General features: G+C 61.8%; 15 protein-coding genes. 7 read left to right on the top strand and 8 right to left on the bottom strand.

Features of this window, described 5'->3' with window-relative positions; all coding sequences use genetic code 11:
- The first annotated feature begins 105 nt into the window (after nucleotides 1–105).
- The 6 genes from E5E97_RS10305 (at nucleotide 106) to E5E97_RS10280 (ending at nucleotide 8,242) form a co-directional block, all read left to right on the top strand.
- On the top strand, nucleotides 106–2,376 hold the full coding sequence (locus E5E97_RS10305) for a hypothetical protein (RefSeq protein WP_171280240.1): 2,271 nt from the start codon (nucleotides 106–108) through the stop codon (nucleotides 2,374–2,376).
- Nucleotides 2,377–2,466: 90 nt separating this feature from the next.
- A complete protein-coding gene (locus tag E5E97_RS10300) occupies nucleotides 2,467–4,086 on the top strand; it encodes a diguanylate cyclase (RefSeq protein ID WP_043162988.1) in 1,620 nt (539 codons plus the stop codon).
- Nucleotides 4,087–4,236: 150 nt separating this feature from the next.
- Nucleotides 4,237–5,592, top strand: a complete 1,356-nt coding sequence (gene ppnN / locus E5E97_RS10295; protein WP_011705076.1) for a nucleotide 5'-monophosphate nucleosidase PpnN — start codon at nucleotides 4,237–4,239, stop codon at nucleotides 5,590–5,592.
- A gap of 130 nt (nucleotides 5,593–5,722) precedes the next feature.
- A complete protein-coding gene (gene xni / locus E5E97_RS10290; protein WP_171280239.1) occupies nucleotides 5,723–6,526 on the top strand; it encodes a flap endonuclease Xni in 804 nt (267 codons plus the stop codon).
- 146 nt (nucleotides 6,527–6,672) lie between these two features.
- Complete coding sequence (locus E5E97_RS10285) at nucleotides 6,673–7,680, top strand: isocitrate dehydrogenase (RefSeq protein ID WP_171280238.1); 1,008 nt, start codon at nucleotides 6,673–6,675, stop codon at nucleotides 7,678–7,680.
- A gap of 121 nt (nucleotides 7,681–7,801) precedes the next feature.
- Entirely contained in the window at nucleotides 7,802–8,242 is a 441-nt protein-coding gene (locus tag E5E97_RS10280) for a hypothetical protein (RefSeq protein WP_011705073.1), read from the top strand.
- A 70-nt stretch (nucleotides 8,243–8,312) separates the two neighbouring features.
- On the opposite strand, the gene rlmM is transcribed toward E5E97_RS10280, so the two are convergent.
- From rlmM to dinB, 6 genes are all read right to left on the bottom strand, one after another.
- Entirely contained in the window at nucleotides 8,313–9,407 is a 1,095-nt protein-coding gene (gene rlmM / locus E5E97_RS10275; RefSeq protein ID WP_016349849.1) for a 23S rRNA (cytidine(2498)-2'-O)-methyltransferase RlmM, read from the bottom strand.
- Nucleotides 9,400–9,786 (bottom strand): DUF423 domain-containing protein, encoded by a 387-nt coding sequence (locus tag E5E97_RS10270; RefSeq protein ID WP_011705071.1) that lies wholly within the window; start codon nucleotides 9,784–9,786, stop codon nucleotides 9,400–9,402. Before E5E97_RS10270 ends, rlmM begins: the two co-directional genes overlap by 8 nt.
- A gap of 32 nt (nucleotides 9,787–9,818) precedes the next feature.
- Nucleotides 9,819–10,457 carry an alpha/beta fold hydrolase gene (locus tag E5E97_RS10265; RefSeq protein ID WP_118881732.1) on the bottom strand — a complete coding sequence of 213 codons (639 nt, stop codon included), beginning with the start codon at nucleotides 10,455–10,457 and terminating at the stop codon, nucleotides 9,819–9,821.
- Nucleotides 10,450–11,370, bottom strand: coding sequence for a transcriptional regulator GcvA (locus E5E97_RS10260; RefSeq protein ID WP_005303519.1), 921 nt, complete (start codon nucleotides 11,368–11,370; stop codon nucleotides 10,450–10,452). Before E5E97_RS10260 ends, E5E97_RS10265 begins: the two co-directional genes overlap by 8 nt.
- 283 nt (nucleotides 11,371–11,653) lie before the next feature.
- On the bottom strand, nucleotides 11,654–13,795 hold the full coding sequence (locus tag E5E97_RS10255) for a methyl-accepting chemotaxis protein (RefSeq protein ID WP_118881733.1): 2,142 nt from the start codon (nucleotides 13,793–13,795) through the stop codon (nucleotides 11,654–11,656).
- Nucleotides 13,796–13,863: 68 nt separating this feature from the next.
- Nucleotides 13,864–14,916, bottom strand: a complete 1,053-nt coding sequence (gene dinB, locus E5E97_RS10250; RefSeq protein WP_118881734.1) for a DNA polymerase IV — start codon at nucleotides 14,914–14,916, stop codon at nucleotides 13,864–13,866.
- Nucleotides 14,917–15,048: 132 nt separating this feature from the next.
- On the opposite strand from dinB, the gene E5E97_RS10245 reads away from it, so the two are divergent.
- Nucleotides 15,049–15,261 (top strand): hypothetical protein, encoded by a 213-nt coding sequence (locus tag E5E97_RS10245; RefSeq protein ID WP_029301604.1) that lies wholly within the window; start codon nucleotides 15,049–15,051, stop codon nucleotides 15,259–15,261.
- Nucleotides 15,262–15,349: 88 nt separating this feature from the next.
- Here the strand turns inward: E5E97_RS10245 and nqrM are convergent, their stop codons facing one another.
- Together nqrM and E5E97_RS10235 are read right to left on the bottom strand one after the other, a co-directional pair.
- The gene (nqrM, locus tag E5E97_RS10240; protein ID WP_011705066.1) at nucleotides 15,350–15,574 is read right to left on the bottom strand and encodes a (Na+)-NQR maturation NqrM; all 225 of its coding nucleotides are present in this window, start codon (nucleotides 15,572–15,574) and stop codon (nucleotides 15,350–15,352) included.
- An 11-nt stretch (nucleotides 15,575–15,585) separates the two neighbouring features.
- Nucleotides 15,586–16,626: an FAD:protein FMN transferase gene (locus tag E5E97_RS10235; protein WP_118881735.1), complete on the bottom strand. Its 1,041-nt coding sequence runs from the start codon at nucleotides 16,624–16,626 to the stop codon at nucleotides 15,586–15,588.
- Nucleotides 16,627–16,629 lie beyond the last annotated feature (3 nt).

Below are 16,629 nucleotides of genomic sequence, written 5' to 3'. Positions count from 1 at the left end.
CCACGGTCCGGATCGCGGGGTCGGCGCGCAATCTGTCAGTAAACTCTGGACGCACGGGGGCGGGCTTGGATAACATGCCCTCACTCCCGTGCTGCCCTTAATCCAATGAATCAACTGTTTTTTCTGGCAATGATGATGTCCTCCCTGTCGGCTCCTGATCTGGATCTGGCCAAGGAGCAGTTGTCCATCGATCTGCAACAGGCCCAGACCCTGGTGCTGACCGATCCCGCCAGATGCGTGCAGATCACCTCAGCCTTCCTCACCCGCACGGCCAATAATCCCAAGCAAATCATCAGCAATCGCCAGGAGTACGGCTATCGGGAGCCGCTGCTGAGCTATGGTACCGCCGCCCAGGCCACCGGTGCCCACCTGCTCAAGGGGGAGTGCCTGCTGCAGCTCGACCAGTTCCAGGCGGCACAGAAGTCCCTCGATCAGGGCATCGCCATGGCGGCCAAGGAGCAGCAACTGGAGCTGCAGGCCCACGGCCTCTATCTGAAGATCCGCAGCCAGAACCTGCAGGAGCGCTCCCACGGCGCCAGCGGCGGCCTGCTCGGCCAACTGGAGACCCTGCTCAGCACCCCCAGCCTGAAAGAGAGCCAGCTGCAGGTGTACAGCCGGCTGCTGCGCACCAATGCCAGCATAGAGGCGCACCAGTTCGACGAGGCCAAGCGCCAGCTGGCCGAAGCCCGCCGCTGGGCGGATCAGACCAAGAATCCGCTGGCCAGCGCCTGGGTCAGCGCGGTGAGCGGCGACCTCTACCACGCCCTCAAGCAGCCCCAGCTCTCGCTGGGCGACTACATCGACGCCCAGCAGCAGGCCAGAGGGTTGCAGGATCCGCTGTTCCTCGGCCTGCTGTCGAACCAGATAGTGAACCTCTATCAGGAGGAGCAGGAGCCGCAGAAGGCGCTGCAATACGCCAACGAGGCAGCCAACTACTTCCATGCCCTCGGCAATCCCTCCCTGCTGAGCGACGCCCTCATCGTGCTGGCCCGCCTCAACCGGGAACAGGGCGAGATGAACATGGCGCTGGTCTACTTCTTCAATGCCCTGGATCTGCTGGACGAGGGCAACAACCGCACCCGCATCGCCCATCTCAAGTACGAGATAGGCAAAACCTATCTGGAAACCGGCAACCTGACCCTGGCCCGCAACTACCTCACCGCGGCCCGCCAGTCCCACGAGCTGGGGGACGACAAGGAGCCGCTGATCGACACCCTGCTGCTGCTGGGTGAGCTGCACCTCAAGCAGAAGGAGGCGGGCATCGCCATCCTGCAACTGGAAAACGCGCTGGCACTGGCCAACCAGATCGGCGACGCTCAGCGCCAGTTCGAGATCTTCCGCCTGCTCTCGGCGGCCTACGAGCAGAAGGGCTATCTGCAGCAGGCGCTGGACAGCTACAAGAATTTCCACCAGCGCAGCGAGCAGGTCCGCCAGCAGCAGGTCGATCTGGAGCAGGAGGCGATCCGCGACAACTACGCCCAGGTGGAGCGGGAGCAGCAGATCAAGGAGCTGCAGCAGCAGCTGAGCACCAGCAAGCATCAGCAGGATCGCTACCTCTGGTCGAGCGTGGTGACCGGTCTGTTGCTGACCCTGTTCATCTATCTGTTCTTCACCCTCTGGCTCAAGCTGCGGGTCGCCCGTCTGCAGGGCAAACAGCTGGGCGAGGCGCTGCTGCTCGAGCCACGCACCGGGCTGGCCAACTGGCAGCGACTGATGAGCCGCTGGCCGCGGGAGATGGCCAAGCGCCAGCAAAAATCCGAGCGCTGGTATTTAAGCGAGCTGCCCACCAGCGAGTTCGACGACAAGTTGCATTACCTGCTGTTTCGGGTGCCCTTCCTGGTCAACAGCCTGGAACAACACGGTTATCAGGTGAGCCGCGAGATAGAGCAGGCCTTCGGCGCCTACGTCAACGGCCTCACCCCGCAGGATGGCCGCATCTACGACCTGCGTGAAGGCCACCTGCTCTATGTGGTGCCCCAGCGCCATGTGGAAGACCTGCACCGACTGGCCCGCGAACTGCTTGCGGCACTGGCCGAATTCCCCTGCCAGCACCCGCTCGATCGCCACATCAGCCTCGGCATCGTCAGCCACCCCTTCCTGCCCAAGGCGGCCACCGCCCTCGATCATCACGGCCTGTTTGACCTCTGTTATCTGGCGCTGGCAGGAGCCATTCAGCTCAGCGAAAAACACCAGCAAAGCGTCTGGCTGGAGCTGGCCGCCATCGATTGCCAGCAGGCCGCATTTTTTAATGGGGATGTGTGGCAATGCTGCTTGATGGCAATTGACAAGGGACTGGTAAAAGTAAATTCTTCTCATGAAAAGCAATGGGTTAATTGGCTTCGACTTTCACGGACGAAAGCGCCGGTTGATCAATGACAAATAGATAATCAACTGGGTCTGGAACTGGGTTCGACCGCTGTTGCTATCCAACACAACAACGATAATGACAACAGGGCGACCTGAATAATGAATGATATCGCTGCCGTAGCCGGACAATTGGCCAGACTCAGGGAATCCCTTCAGCAAAAGCAGCTGGAGCTGGACGGCGTCGTCTCTTTCTCCGACACCGAACGCGCCCGCAGCATCCAGTTCATCGCCAAGCTGATGCAGGCCTGTCGCGGCCACGATCGCGAGCTGGACAACAAGCTCGCCAAGCTCAAGCAGAAACTCGATGGCAACCCGCCGCTCTCATCCCTCGATGCCGACCTCGCCGTCATCGAGAAGCTGCTGCAGCAGCACGGCAACGCGCTGGAAGAGTCCATCTCCCTGACCAAGTCCGCCATCGAGCTCGGCAGCAAACAGCTCAAGGCCCTCAAGGGCTTTCCGGAAGATACCCGCAAATCCCTCAAGGAGTTTCTGGCAAGCCCGGATGGCTATGGCATCGGCGATCACCAGAAGAAGGTGATCCGGCTGCTGGAGTTCTACCAGCAGGCCATCAAGATCCAGCTGCTGCCCACCCAGCCCCTGCTGGCCCAGAGCACGCCCGCCGGCAACCAGGCCGAAACGGTCACCGACCTTGCCGCGCCGGAGCCGGGTGCCCCCTTTGACGTCAAGGTGCACGCCCACATCGCCGACGAGCTGCAGCGGCTCATCACCGAACTCGACTTTGCCGGCGCCGTCGGCGAGAGCCTGGCGGACATTCGCCGCCAACTGCTCAATGGCATCACCCCTCCCCTGCTGGCGGAGATCTGCCTGCAGGTGATCGAGCTCATCATCGAGGGTACCCGCGAGGAGCGCAAAGCCTCCCAGGCGTTCCTCAGCACCCTCAACGAGAGCCTCTCGGCGGTCCACTTCAGCTTTACCGAATCCCTCGACGAGGGGCGCGCCCTGCAAAGCGCCACCCTGGATACCCGCAAGGCCATCGACAGGGAGCTCAAGGCCATCGACCATACCCTGGCCAGCCATGACACCATTGATGACCTCAAGGGGGCCATCTCCGGCCACATGGGGGCCATCAACCTGCTGCTGCAGGACAGAGAGGCCATGGCCGCCCGCGAGCGCCACCTGCTGACCCGCCTCTCCACCATGGAGGCCAAGCTGCGGCTGATGAAGGAGGAGACCGCCGAATACAAGAAGCGGCTCACCATCCAGAAACACAAGCTGTTCCTCGACAGCCTGACCCAGGTGCACAACCGGGCGGCCCTCGACGAGCGGCTCGAGCTCGAATACAAACGCTGGCTGCGTTACAACACGCCGCTGTGCCTGGCCATCATCGACATAGACCACTTCAAGCACATCAACGACAACTACGGCCACATGGCCGGCGACAAGGCGTTGAAGGTGGTTGCCAAGGCGCTGCAGGGGGCCCTGCGCGACACCGACTTCATCGCCCGCTTCGGCGGCGAGGAGTTCGTGGTGCTGCTGCCGAACATCAACCCTGACAAGTTCCAGAAGCCGCTGGAGACCTTGCGCCAGACCATCAAGAGCATTCCGTTCCGTTTTCGCGATGCCAGGGTCGAGATCACCATCTCCATCGGTGCCACCCTGTTTAGGGAAGGAGATCACACCACGGATGCGTTCGAGCGGGCCGACAAGGCACTCTACAGCTCCAAGAACTCGGGTCGGGATCAGGTCAATCTGGCCTGATAGGCGACTAAAAAAGCAGCAAACGCACTTTCCCCCTATTCCCCTGCCCCACCGCTTACATCTACTATCAAATTCAAGGGATGCCACAGGGCATCCCGTTTTCTCCCCAGGGAAAAGCACAACGATAACAAGCGAGTGAAAGGGGAACCTATGATTACGCACATCAATCCAGTCGGCAGCATGGACTTGCTGTCCCAGCTCGAGGTGGACCGCCTCAAGCAAACCGCTTCCAGCGATATCTATCAACTGTTTCGCAACTGCTCGCTGGCGGTACTCAACTCCGGCAGCCATACCGACAGCTCCAAAGAGATACTGGAGCGCTTCAAATCCTTCGATATTCATGTGATCCGGCGCGAGCGCGGGGTCAAGCTCGAGCTGTTCAACGCCCCCGAGCACGCCTTCGTCGATGGCGAGATCATCCGCGGCATTCAGGAGCACCTGTTCTCCGTCCTGCGCGACATCCTCTATGTGTCGACCCAGCTGGAGTCCAACCGGCTGGTCAACCTGACCAGCTCCACCCACATCTCCAACGTGGTGTTCGCCATCCTGCGCAACGCCAAGGCGATCCTGCCGGGCGCCGACCCCAATCTGGTGGTCTGCTGGGGCGGTCACTCCATCAACGAGATCGAGTACCAGTACACCCGCGCGGTAGGCAGCGAGCTGGGCCTGCGTGAGCTCAACATCTGCACCGGCTGTGGTCCGGGTGCCATGGAGGGTCCGATGAAGGGGGCCGCCGTCGGCCACGCCAAGCAGCGGGTGCGCAACGGCCGCTACATCGGCCTCACCGAGCCTTCCATCATCGCCGCCGAGCCGCCCAACCCCATCGTCAACGAGCTGGTGATCCTGCCGGACATCGAGAAGCGGCTGGAAGCCTTCGTGCGCCTCGGCCACGGCATCATCATCTTCCCGGGCGGGGTTGGTACCGCCGAAGAGCTGCTCTACCTGCTCGGCATCATGATGCACCCGGCCAACGAGCGGCAGCCCATGCCGATCATCCTGACCGGCCCGAAGGAGAGCGCCGACTACTTCCGCGCCATCGACGACTTCGTCAAGGCGACCCTGGGCGAACCAGCCACCAGCCTCTACCGGATCATCGTCGGCGATGCCCCGGAAGTGGCCCGGGTCATGAAAGAGGCGATGCCGAAGATCCGCGAATACCGCAAATCGGTCGGCGATGCCTACTCCTTCAACTGGTCGCTCAAGATCGAGCCGGAGTTCCAGCTGCCGTTCGAGCCGGATCACGCCAACATGGCCAGCCTGGATCTGCACCGCAACCAGCCGCCCCAGTTGCTGGCCGCCAACCTGCGCCGAGCCTTCTCCGGCATCGTCGCCGGCAACGTCAAGGAAGGGGGCATCCGCGCCATCGAGAAGAAGGGCCCCTTCAAGCTGCACGGCGACAAGGAGCTGATGCACCTGATGGACAAGCTGCTGGAGAGCTTCGTCAAGCAGCAACGCATGAAGCTGCCGGGCAGCCAGTATGTGCCCTGCTACGAAATCGTGCGCTGACGGGCAGCACAGCTGAATCGAGGGGCGCATGGCGCCCCTTTTTTGTCGCAGGGGATGCCCGCCGCCATCAATCCCCCATCGAGCCCGCTGGTTTGTTACAATGGGGCGTCCCGACTGCCAAGAGTGCCCCATGTCAAACCCAAGACCACACCTGCTCATCATCGATGCCCTCAATCTCATTCGCCGGCTGCACGCGGTACAGGCCCAGCAGGCGCTGACCCCGGCCCAGGCGTTGATCGCCACCCGTGCCAACCTCATCAACACCTGCCGCAAGCTGCTGGCCGCCAGCGAGCCGACCCACGTCATCGCGGTGTTCGACGGCGAGGTGCACAGCTGGCGCAAGGAAGTCTACTCGGCCTACAAGGAGGGGCGAACCCCCATGCCGACCGAGCTGCGTGAGGGCTTGAACGAGCTGCAGGATGCCTTCTGGGAGTGCGGCGTGGACGCCCTGCTCTCCCAGACCGACGAGGCGGATGATCTCATCGCCACCCTGGCCAGCGGTATTGCCCAGCACGGTGCCAGAGCCACCATCATCTCCACCGATAAGGGGTTCTGCCAGCTCATCTGCCCGCAGATCCAGATCCGCGACTACTTCAACAAGCGCTGGCTGGATGCCGCCTTCGTCGAGCAGCAGTACGGGGTGGCGCCAGCACAACTGGTGGATTTCTGGGCCCTCACCGGCATCGGCGGCTCCAACATCAAGGGGGTGCCCGGCATCGGCCCCAAGACCGCCACCCAGCTGCTGCAGCAATACGGCGATCTGGCTAGCCTGCTGGCGGCCTGCCAGCAGGAAGACGCCGCCAAGGCGCTGCTCAAGCTGCGCCAGCACCAGAATGAGGCCCTACTGGCCCAACGGCTGGTGCGGCTGCAGCGGGACATTCCGCTCGGCTTCAACCTGCGGGAGATCCGCTATCCACCGGCTCCCGAAGCCTGACAAAGCGAAACCGCCAAGCATGACCGGACTCACTCTCGCTGTTGACAAAAACAGATAGAATGTAAAGAAACATGGAGGGTTAGGTGTAGAAATGGTATAAAACCGCCGAATCCTCCCCCTCTGTTCCCTAGAAGTGGATACGTCTCATGTCAAAAAGAAAAATTACCGTCATCCCGGGCGACGGCATCGGCCCCAGCATCATCGAATCCGCCATCCAGATCCTGACCCACACCGGTTGTGACTTCGAATACGAATACGCAGACGCCGGCCTGGTGGCGCTGGAGAAGCACGGCGAGCTGCTGCCCCAGGCGACGCTGGATCTCATCGAGAAGAACAAGGTCAGCCTGAAGGGCCCGCTCACCACTCCGGTCGGCGGTGGCTTCACCTCCATCAACGTCTCCCTGCGCAAGAAATTCAACCTCTACGCCAACGTCCGCCCGGTGCTCTCCTTCAAGGGGACCCGCAGCCGTTACGACAACATCGACATCATCACGGTACGCGAGAACACCGAAGGCATGTACTCGGGTGCCGGTCAGAAGCGCAGCGACGACAACAAGAGCGCCGAGGCGATGAGCATCATCACCCGCGAAGGGGCGGAACGCATCGTCAAGTTCGCCTTCGAGCTGGCGCGCCAGGAAGGGCGCAAGAAAGTCACCATCATCCACAAGGCCAACATCCTCAAGTCCACCTCCGGCCTGTTCCTGGAAGTGGCCCGTGAAGTGGCCAGCCGCTACCCGGACATCCAGAACGAAGAGATGATCGTCGATGCCGCCTGCATGAACCTGGTGATGTACCCGGAGCGCTTCGATGTCATGGTCACCACCAACCTGTTCGGCGACATTCTGTCAGATCTGTGCGCCGGTCTGGTGGGGGGCTTAGGGATGGCGCCTGGCGCCAACATCGGCGATGGCGCCGCCATCTTTGAAGCGGTGCACGGCTCGGCGCCGGATATCGCCGGCAAGAACATCGCCAACCCGACTTCGGTGATCCTCGCCTCCATCCAGATGCTGGAGTATCTGGGCATGCAGGACAAGGCCGAACGGATCCGCGAAGCGGTACGCGCCACCATCGAATCCGGCGACCGGGTGACCCGGGATCTGGGGGGCACCGCCTCCACCAGCGAGTTCACCCAATCCATCATCGACCGTTTGTAATTACACTCAAGATATTGATTTTTAAAGGGAGCTTCGGCTCCCTTTGTTTTATCTCGCGGTGCTCTCCCCCCTTTGTCGATTGGCTACTATGTTCAATAGATAAGGGATAAGGAGATCCATTATGCGCGCTATCGTTACCCTGCTGCTCATCAGCAGCAACGCCATGGCAGTAGACAGACCGGTCGAGAATGCCTGGCCGCAATTGCCCCCCTCTTCCCAGCAGGCCAGCCAGGTCTGGCGCTCCAACGTGGACACCAACGACCTGCTCAAGGCACCCAAACCGCTCTCCTTCGGGATGGATGTCGTGACCGACAGCGATGGCAACAGTCAGGTCACTCCCTACCAGAAACTGAACCTGACCGCCGAGAAGAGCGTGAGCCTCTCCTTCGAGCAGCACAAACCCAGGATCAAGTTCAAGACCGCCGGTATGAACACCTCCATCAAGCTGCGCGGCAACGGGGTGAAGCTGGAGTTCAGCCCGACCGATCGCACCATCCCGCTCGACATCGAACTCAAGCTCACCGACGGCGAATCCTCGCTGCGCTTCGATTACCGTTTCTGATGACGCAGAAATGACAAGGCCGACAACCCGTGGGTTGTCGGCCTTGTGGTCAGTGGCTCATCGCCAGCAATTACTCCTTGGCGGAGAGCTTGGACACCCAGTACTTGTTGTAGACGTGCACCGTGATCTCTTCGCGATCGTGATAGAGTTGCTTGGCCTGGATCACGAAGGCGTTGTCGATCTCCTTGAGCAGCTCGCGCAGCACCTCGATGTTGTGCACCGCCTCGGCGTAGCGCTTCTTCATCGGCAGCTTGAGGTTGAACATCGCCTCCTGGCAATCGCTCTCCCGGAACCAGTCGGCGATCATGTGGGTGACCCGCGCCGGCTTGTCCACCATGTCGCACACCAGCCAATAGGTGTTCTTCTTGCTCGGCCGCCACACGAAACCATCATCGCGGATGTGCTTGACCTGACCGGTATCCATCAGGGACTGGGCCATCATGCCGTTGTCCACCGCCGTCACCATCATGCCGCGTCGTACCAGCTGATAGGTCCAGCCACCCGGGCAGGCGCCCAGATCGACGGCCTTCATGCCGGAGGTGAGGCGCAGGTCCCACTCTTCCCGCGGCACGAACACGTAGAAGGCCTCTTCCAGCTTGAGGCTAGAGCGGCTCGGGGCATCGGCCGGGCAGCGCAGACGCGGGATGCCCATGTGGAATTCGGAGTTGTTGAAGGAGTAGGAGTAACCCAGCAACACGTGGTCATTGGCCAGGAAGAAGGCGTGGAACACCGGCCGGTGCGGGGTCTCCTTCTTGGTCAGCAACTCGTTGCCGCGCAGCGCCTGGCGCAGCGGCACGGTGAACTTGCGGCAGAAGGCCGACAGCTCTTTTGCCTCGTTGGTATCGGCGGTTTCCACCCGCAGATCGCCGCAGATGGCGTAACCCTGGGTCGCCTCCAGGATGGGGGTGATGCGATCCGACAGATCCAGATCCTTCAGCTCATGGGTCACTACCAGCATCTGGCGAATGAAGATCAGCTCTCTGAACGGCAACTTGCGCGCCAGCAGATCGGCCTGCTCCTCGTCATACAGCTCGAATATCACGTAACCGCTGTCGTCCTTGACCCGGGCGAAACCGTAGCACTGCATGTTACTGGCACGCTCGGTGATCTCTGCCGCCGCCTCTTTCTCAAAACCGGGGCGGCAATAAAGCAGCAGATTATTCATTTTTTCCTCCAAGACGACAGCCAGCCCATATCAGAGCCGCCCATCCCAACATAAAACAGAGGCCACCGGCCGGGGTAATCAGCCCCAGCCCCTTGCTGCCGAGCAGCACCATGGCATAAATACTGCCGGAGAATCCCAGGATCCCCAGCACGAAGGCGGTGCCGGCAAAGGTGATGACCTTGCTGCGCACACCGCACCACCCCAGCACCAGCAGGGCCAGGGCGTGGAAAAACTGATACTGCACGGCGGTATTGAACGCCGCCAGACGCGAAGGCTCGATCCCGCTGGCCGCCAGACCATGGGCACCGTAGGCCCCCAGCAGGGTTGCCGTCAGACCGAACACACCCGCCAGCACCAGCCAATGTCGATGGAATTGCATCCCTTGCCTCCTCGTCGTTTCGCTTTCCATCCTCACGTCTGCGTCGGGATGGTCGCGATGAAGTTCTTGATCTGCCCGGCCGCCTGCCGCAGGTTCTCCTGCTCGCTCACCCCGCTGCTCTTGCGCGGTTTGAAGCCATGATCACCATCGGTCAGCCAATGGACCGATACGGCGGGTGAGAAGGGAAAATCAGCCAGTTCGGCACGGGTGCCGAAAGTATCGCGCTCCCCCTGCAACAGCAGGGTCGGCGTCTTGATCTGCTTGAGCACGTCACCCCGCCAGCGGTCGGGGTTGGCCGGGGGGTGGAAAGGATACCCGAGAATGAGCAATCCTGCAGCATTCATCTCGTCCTCGCCATCCTGATAGAGTTCGGCCGCCATCCGCCCGCCCATCGACTTGCCGGCCAGAAACAGCCGGGGATGAGCAAACTCCTTCGCCATCTGGCGCCAGTGCGCCAGCAGCACGGGTTGCCTGTCCGGTGGTCTGCGTTTGCCATCCAGCGCGCGCTTGCTCATGTAGGGGAAGTTGAAGCGCACCACCTCGATGTCCGGCCCGGCCAGCAGGCGTGACAGCTCGGCCAGAAAGGCGTGCTCCATGCCCGCGCCGGCGCCGTGGGCCAGCAAAATGCGGACGGGGGCATCGACAGCCCCCTCCCGGATCACCTCATGCATCGGCCAGCCGTGCCCGGCGACGGGCCTCCTCCTGCTCCACCAGCTCCAGCATCCAGTCGCGGAAAGCGACTATTTTGCCCTGATCGGACTGCTGCTCCTGGCACACCAGATAGAAGGCGTTCTTGCTCACCAGCACCTGCTCGAACGGGCAGATGAGGCGGCCGGCCTCTATTTCGGGCTGGGCCAGCACGCTGTGGCCAAGGGCCACCCCCTGGCCGTGAATGGCCGCCTGGATCACCATGGTGGAGTGGCTGAAGATGGGTCCCTGATTGACGTTGGGCGCATCGATGTCGAGCTGGCGAAACCACGCCTTCCAGTCGCGGCGCGAGGTGTCGTGCAGCAGGGTGTGGCGGGTCAGATCGTCCGGGGTACGCAGCGGCTTGGGGCCGGTCAGCAGCAACGGTGAACAGACCGGGATCAGATACTCGGTGTGCAGCTTGTCGGCGCGCAGCCCAGGCCAGTTGCCACGACCGTAATAGATGGCTACGTCCACATCGTCGGTGAGCGAACCCTCGTCCATGTCCACCGCCTTGATCCGCACATCGATGTCGGGGTGGCGCTCGCTGAACTTCACCAGCCGCGGCACCAACCACTGGATGGCGAAACTCGGCTGCAAAGAGACGGTGAGCGCCCCCTTGGCGCTGCGCGCCAGCAGCTTGTCGGTCGCCTCCGAGATGGAGGTGAAGATGTCCTTGATGTCGAGGAAGTAGCCCTGCCCCTCCTCGGTCAACAGCAGGGAGCGGTTCTTGCGGCGAAACAGCTTGATGCCGAGGTACTCTTCCAGCGCCTTGATCTGGTGACTGATGGCAGCCTGGGTCACGAAAAGCTCTTCCGCAGCCCGGGTGAAGCTTAAATGACGAGCCGCGGCTTCGAATGCTTTCAGTGCATTGAGCGGGGGTAAACGACGAGACATGAGACCAGCCGACGATGAGTTTTTCTAATGGGCCGCATTATAATTTGTCGGTTGCGGGTCGACCAGTGAATAAACATAATTCGCTTCGCAATCCGTTGTCATATGGCTCGCTTTTTCTCTTCCATGTTGGTTTACATGTGATTTTTGTGAGTCACTGGACTGCGATTGTGGTGTTGTGTTTCTTCCTCTGCGGGAAGAGGGGTTTAAATCGGACCGATTTAACCCAGTCTGTCATCTGAATGTGTTTGGCGCCTCCGGTTGGATGGCGCCTTTTTTCTTATCCCTATACCTTGAACTGCCCCACCAGTTGCTGCTGCTTGTCGGCCAGTGCCGACAACTCGCGACCGTTTTCGGCGGAGCTGGCCGCCTCGGCGCGGATGGTGTGGCTCACATCGCGAATGTTGCTGACGTTGCGATTGATCTCGTCCGCCACCCCGCTCTGCTCCTGCGCCGCCCTGGCAATCTGCTCGTTCATCTGATGGATGGTCGCCACCGCGTGGATGATCTGCTCCAGCACGCTGACCGACAGGTCCACCTTGGTGAGCGTCAGATCCGCCTGGCTGTGGCCGGTCATGATCGCCTTCACCACGGCCTCGGTACCGGACTGCAGCTGGCCGATGAGGGTCTGAATTTCGACGATGGCGTTCTGGGTGCGACCCGCCAGATTGCGCACCTCGTCCGCCACCACCGCAAAGCCACGGCCCTGCTCACCGGCCCGCGCCGCCTCGATGGCGGCGTTGAGCGCCAGCAGGTTGGTCTGCTCGGCAATCCCCTGGATCACCACCAGGATGTCGTTGATGTTCTCGCTGTTGGCCGACAGGTGCTCTACCACCGGCTTGGCGTCGCTGATCACCGCCATCAGCTTGCGCATCGCCTCCTGGGTATCCGCCACCACGTACTTGCCCTCCTGCGCCGCCGTATCCGCCTGGTTGGCCGCGGCCACCGCCGAGTTGGCATTGCCCGCTACCTGCAGGGCGGTGGCGCTCAGCTCCTCGAACGCGGTCGCCACCAGATCCACCTCCTGATACTGGGCCTGCATGCCGGCACTGGTGCGCTCGGCAACACTGGCGGCCTGTTCGGCGCTGGCACGAGTCCCGGCTACGGTATCGATCACCTGGCTGATGGTGCTCTGCAATTTGTTCAAGAAGCTGTTGAACCACTTGGCCAGCTCGCCAATTTCGTCGTCACGACGCAGCTCGATGCGCTGGGTGAGGTCCCCCTCGCCGCTGGCAATGTCCTTGAGGCGGGCGACCACGGCGCGGATGGGGGCCACTATCTGGTGGGCCATCAGCCAGATGCAGATCAGGGCGACCGCCGAGATGAGGCCGCCGATGAGCAGCTGGGTCATCACGCTGCGGCTGGCCTGACCGGAGAGGTCGTCCTGCAGCTGGAGGGCCGACGCCAACACCACGCTGCGCGGCAGTTCGATGTAGATGCCCCATTTCTGCTCGGTGCCCCGCATCTTGACCGGCACGAAGGTCTGCAACAGGGTGCCGTCAGGACTCCAGCGGCTGCTGACCTGTCCCTGACCCAGCCAGCCCTGCAGCTCGCCGGCCAGCGCTTGGTATTGCTGGCCGAGCGGGCTGCCCAGAGTGACATCAAAGCCGTCCACGCCGGCGACACGGCCCTGGCTGCTGACCAGCAGCACCTTGCCCTGTCCCTCGTAGAGCTCCTGATCCATCTCCTTGACCAGGCTTTGCAGCGCGGTCAGCGAGATATCGACGCCGACCATGCCGAGCAGCTTCTCTTGCTCCAGCAGGGGCACGGTGACCGAGGTCATCAGCACCTTCTGCGAGCCCACATCATCAAGGTAGGGTTCCAGCAGGCAGAGCGCCTTGCTGCGGATGCTGCAGCGATACCACTCGTTCTCCACCCCGCCGGCCGCCGTCGGGCTCTCGTCCGCCAGCACGGATTCGTTTTGCACCTCGGGTTCGATCTTGCCGTCGACCCGCGCCCAGTAGGTGGAGAAGCGGCCCTGATCGTTGGAGCCCAGCGCGCTGGAGCCATGATAATTGCTGTCTTCACCGTCGAGCTGATCCGGCTCGAACACCGCATAGACGCCGAGCAGGTTGTCAGAGGAGGCGGCCGCGTCGTGCAACTGCTGATTGACGGCGGTACGCAGCGTTTCGGAGGAGCCGAAGTTGTCGGCCGCATTCTTGCGCTGGAACAGGATCCCCTGCCCCAGCAGAGTGGCCCGGAAGTAGGCCTCGTCCAGATAGCTGGTCACCTTGGCCGCCTGCTCCGAACCCATCGCCTTCATCCAGTTTTCGGCCGCACTCTGGGCTTCCGCCGTGGTGGAAGTCAGCACCTGATCCTGCATGTTGGCAGCACTGAAGAGAGAAGAGGCCACCAAGGCTCCGGCACTGGCCAACAAACAACAACCGGCGATCAGGGTGATCCGCCCCTGAACAGAAAGAGAACTCATGCCACCATTTCCTAGCTTTTTACAGATGTGATCAGTGTATCGGTTTTAGAAACAAAAACTTAACCTTATCACGCTAAATCCAGGGCAAGTTGGTTCACTTCGCCGGCCGCGGGCAGGCCGACCACCAATCCCAGTAGCCGAATGGGTTTGCCCTGCGCCCGCAGCAAGCCTTCGTGCAGCAGATCGTGAAACCGCTCCGGCTGGTAACCGCCGCGCCGGTAGACAGTGGTCTGCTGAAAATCGGCGAACTTGAGCTTGATCCCCTGCCCCATCAGCTGCTCCTTGCCGTGGCTGACCGAGAAGCGCTGCTCCAGCTCGGGGATAAGCTGGCGGAGCACCTGCCAGCAGGCGGCCTCATCCAGCACGTCGCTGGCGAGCGTCGTTTCCACCCCGATGGTCTTGCGCACCCGCTGGGCCTGCACCGGCTGCTCGTCGTGGCCCCAGATCCGCCCGGCCAGCATCTCCCCGAGCTTGCCGAAACGGGCGATCAGCTCCTCGTTGCCGAGCTGGCGGGCATCTTCGCAGGAGTAAAGGCCGAGCGACTCCAGCCGATCCGCGGTCTTGCGGCCGATGCCAGGCAACTTGCCAAGCGGCAGCTGGCGCACGAACTCATCCACCTCCTGCGGGCGGATCACGAACAGGCCGTCCGGCTTGCGCTGCTCGGAGGCGAGCTTGGCCAGAAACTTGTTCGGCGCCACCCCGGCCGAGGCGGTCAACCCCAGCTCGGCCTTGATCGCGGCGCGGATCTCGCGGGCCATCAGGGTGGCACTGCCACCACAGCAGGGGCTCATCGTCACGTCGAGATAGGCCTCATCGAGGGAGAGCGGCTCCACCTGCTCGGTGTAGCGCAGAAAGATGACCCGCAACTGGCGGGAGACCTCCTTGTAGACCGCCATCCGGCCGGGGATGAGCACCAGCGGCGGGCAGAGCTTGCGTGCCAGAGCGCTCGGCATGGCGGAGCGCACCCCGAAGCGGCGCGCCACATAGTTGCAGGTCGAGATGACGCCGCGCCTGTCAGCCGAGCCGCCGATGGCCAGCGGCACCTCGCGCAGGGCCGGGTTGTCCCGCATCTCTACCGCGGCATAGAAGCAGTCCATGTCGATGTGAATGATCTTGCGCATACCACTGTACGAATAAACAGGTAACCTGCCTATGCTAACCCAGTGCTGCCAATTCTGCCATCGGCATGAAATGAGGGTCGGATATAGCCTCTTAAGGCACCATTGGTTAGCGCATCACGCAAGGAGGGTGAGATGAAGATAGGTTGGCTGGGATTGGGGCTCTGCCTGCTGGCACAGCCGGGCAGCAGCAAGGACAACCCGACCGCCGAATGCAGCTGGCTGTATGACCGCATCGCGGCGCTGGAGCAGGCCATCAAACAGGGCGACGAGCTGGGCACCCGGGAGGAGCTGGCACGCTGGCGGGCCGAGTTCAAGAAGAAAGCCTGCCAGCAATACGACTACTGAGTCTTTTGCAAAAAAAAACGGGCTGACCATCAGATCAGCCCGTCGGTTATCCGGCACGGGGTCGAATGCGACTCGGTGCCCTGTCCGCTCAGATGATCCGGTTCTCCGCCAGCATCTTGCGACGGGCCTCTTCCTTGGCCATCTTCTTCTTGCGGTTGTCACAGGGTTCCGGGCAATCACACTCTTTTTCGATACCTATGCTGCCGAGCCCGCCGCAGGAGCCGGAGATGGTCTTCTTCTGGAAGATGTAACCGATGGCCATGGCCACCACTACCGCCAGAAATACCCCGAAGGTGATCAAAAAAATCTGCATGTTACCGCCCCTTATTTTCTAACCAGATACTGTTTGAAGGCATCGGAGTAGGACTCCTCGAAGCCATCATCCGTCTTGGTGATCACGAAGATAGCCAAGCCCCGCTCCTTGGCATAGGCCAGGCTCTTCTCGGGGCCGAGCACCATGAACACGGTCGCCAGCCCGTCTGCGGTCATGCAGGAGGGGTGAATGACGGTCACCGACACCATCCGATGCTGGATCGGCTTGCCGGTCATGGGATCAATGGTGTGGGAGAAGCGCTTGCCGTCCAGCTCGTAATAGTTGCGGTACTCGCCCGAGGTAGCCACCCCGTTGTCACCGGCCACGATCACTTCCTGCACCGAACCGGCGTTGGCGGTCGGCTTCTCGATGGCGACGCGCCAGGGGCGCCCCTTGCCGTTGACGCCGTTGATCCGCAGCTCGCCGCCGATCTCCACCAGATAGTTGCGCGAGCCCATGGACTCCAGATACTCGGCCACCTTGTCGACCCCAAAGCCCTTGGCGATGGCGGAGAGATCCACGTAGAGATCCGGGATGTCCTTTTGCAGAGTATCGGCATCGGCCGAGGTGATCACGTGCAGATTGCCGAGCCCGGTCTTCTGGCGAGTCTGGGTGATCAGCTCGTCGGAAGGCATCTTGGTCGGTCTGGCATCAGGCCCGAAGCCCCACAGATTGACCAAGGGGCCGACGGTGACGTCCAGCGCCCCGCGGCTCTCACGGCCAATGTGAATGGCCTCGGTCACCACCCGCGCGGTGTCGCGGGAGACCACCACCGGCGTCGAGCCGCGATGCTGGTTGAAGCGCGACAGCTCGGAATCCGGGCGGTAGGTCGACATCTGATCGTTGACCCGCTCCAGCAGCACATCGACTTCGGCCTGGAACTTGGCGGGATCCGTGATGACGCTGTCCGCCACCTTGATTGAGTAATAGGTACCCATGGTGCTGCCGGTGATATGGATCTCCGGCTTCGATTGGACCGTTTGTTCCTGACCGCACCCAGTCAAGAAAAAGGCTAGCCCGAAGGCTAGCCAGGTCTTTACAACACTGTGCATTGA

This window comes from Aeromonas sp. 2692-1, from assembly GCF_013085505.1.
Taxonomy (GTDB): domain Bacteria; phylum Pseudomonadota; class Gammaproteobacteria; order Enterobacterales; family Aeromonadaceae; genus Aeromonas; species Aeromonas hydrophila.
This window is presented reverse-complemented; position numbering and strand designations above follow the sequence as displayed.

Coding starts and splice junctions, on each gene's coding strand:
- xni (WP_171280239.1), top strand. CDS start 5,723: ATGTCAAACCCAAGACCACACCTGCTCATCATCGATGCCCTCAATCTC.
- E5E97_RS10265 (WP_118881732.1), bottom strand. CDS start 10,457: ATGCATGAGGTGATCCGGGAGGGGGCTGTCGATGCCCCCGTCCGCATT.
- E5E97_RS10270 (WP_011705071.1), bottom strand. CDS start 9,786: ATGCAATTCCATCGACATTGGCTGGTGCTGGCGGGTGTGTTCGGTCTG.
- rlmM (WP_016349849.1), bottom strand. CDS start 9,407: ATGAATAATCTGCTGCTTTATTGCCGCCCCGGTTTTGAGAAAGAGGCG.
- E5E97_RS10255 (WP_118881733.1), bottom strand. CDS start 13,795: ATGAGTTCTCTTTCTGTTCAGGGGCGGATCACCCTGATCGCCGGTTGT.
- E5E97_RS10280 (WP_011705073.1), top strand. CDS start 7,802: ATGCGCGCTATCGTTACCCTGCTGCTCATCAGCAGCAACGCCATGGCA.
- E5E97_RS10245 (WP_029301604.1), top strand. CDS start 15,049: ATGAAGATAGGTTGGCTGGGATTGGGGCTCTGCCTGCTGGCACAGCCG.
- E5E97_RS10235 (WP_118881735.1), bottom strand. CDS start 16,626: ATGCACAGTGTTGTAAAGACCTGGCTAGCCTTCGGGCTAGCCTTTTTC.
- E5E97_RS10305 (WP_171280240.1), top strand. CDS start 106: ATGAATCAACTGTTTTTTCTGGCAATGATGATGTCCTCCCTGTCGGCT.
- nqrM (WP_011705066.1), bottom strand. CDS start 15,574: ATGCAGATTTTTTTGATCACCTTCGGGGTATTTCTGGCGGTAGTGGTG.
- E5E97_RS10285 (WP_171280238.1), top strand. CDS start 6,673: ATGTCAAAAAGAAAAATTACCGTCATCCCGGGCGACGGCATCGGCCCC.
- E5E97_RS10300 (WP_043162988.1), top strand. CDS start 2,467: ATGAATGATATCGCTGCCGTAGCCGGACAATTGGCCAGACTCAGGGAA.
- dinB (WP_118881734.1), bottom strand. CDS start 14,916: ATGCGCAAGATCATTCACATCGACATGGACTGCTTCTATGCCGCGGTA.
- ppnN (WP_011705076.1), top strand. CDS start 4,237: ATGATTACGCACATCAATCCAGTCGGCAGCATGGACTTGCTGTCCCAG.
- E5E97_RS10260 (WP_005303519.1), bottom strand. CDS start 11,370: ATGTCTCGTCGTTTACCCCCGCTCAATGCACTGAAAGCATTCGAAGCC.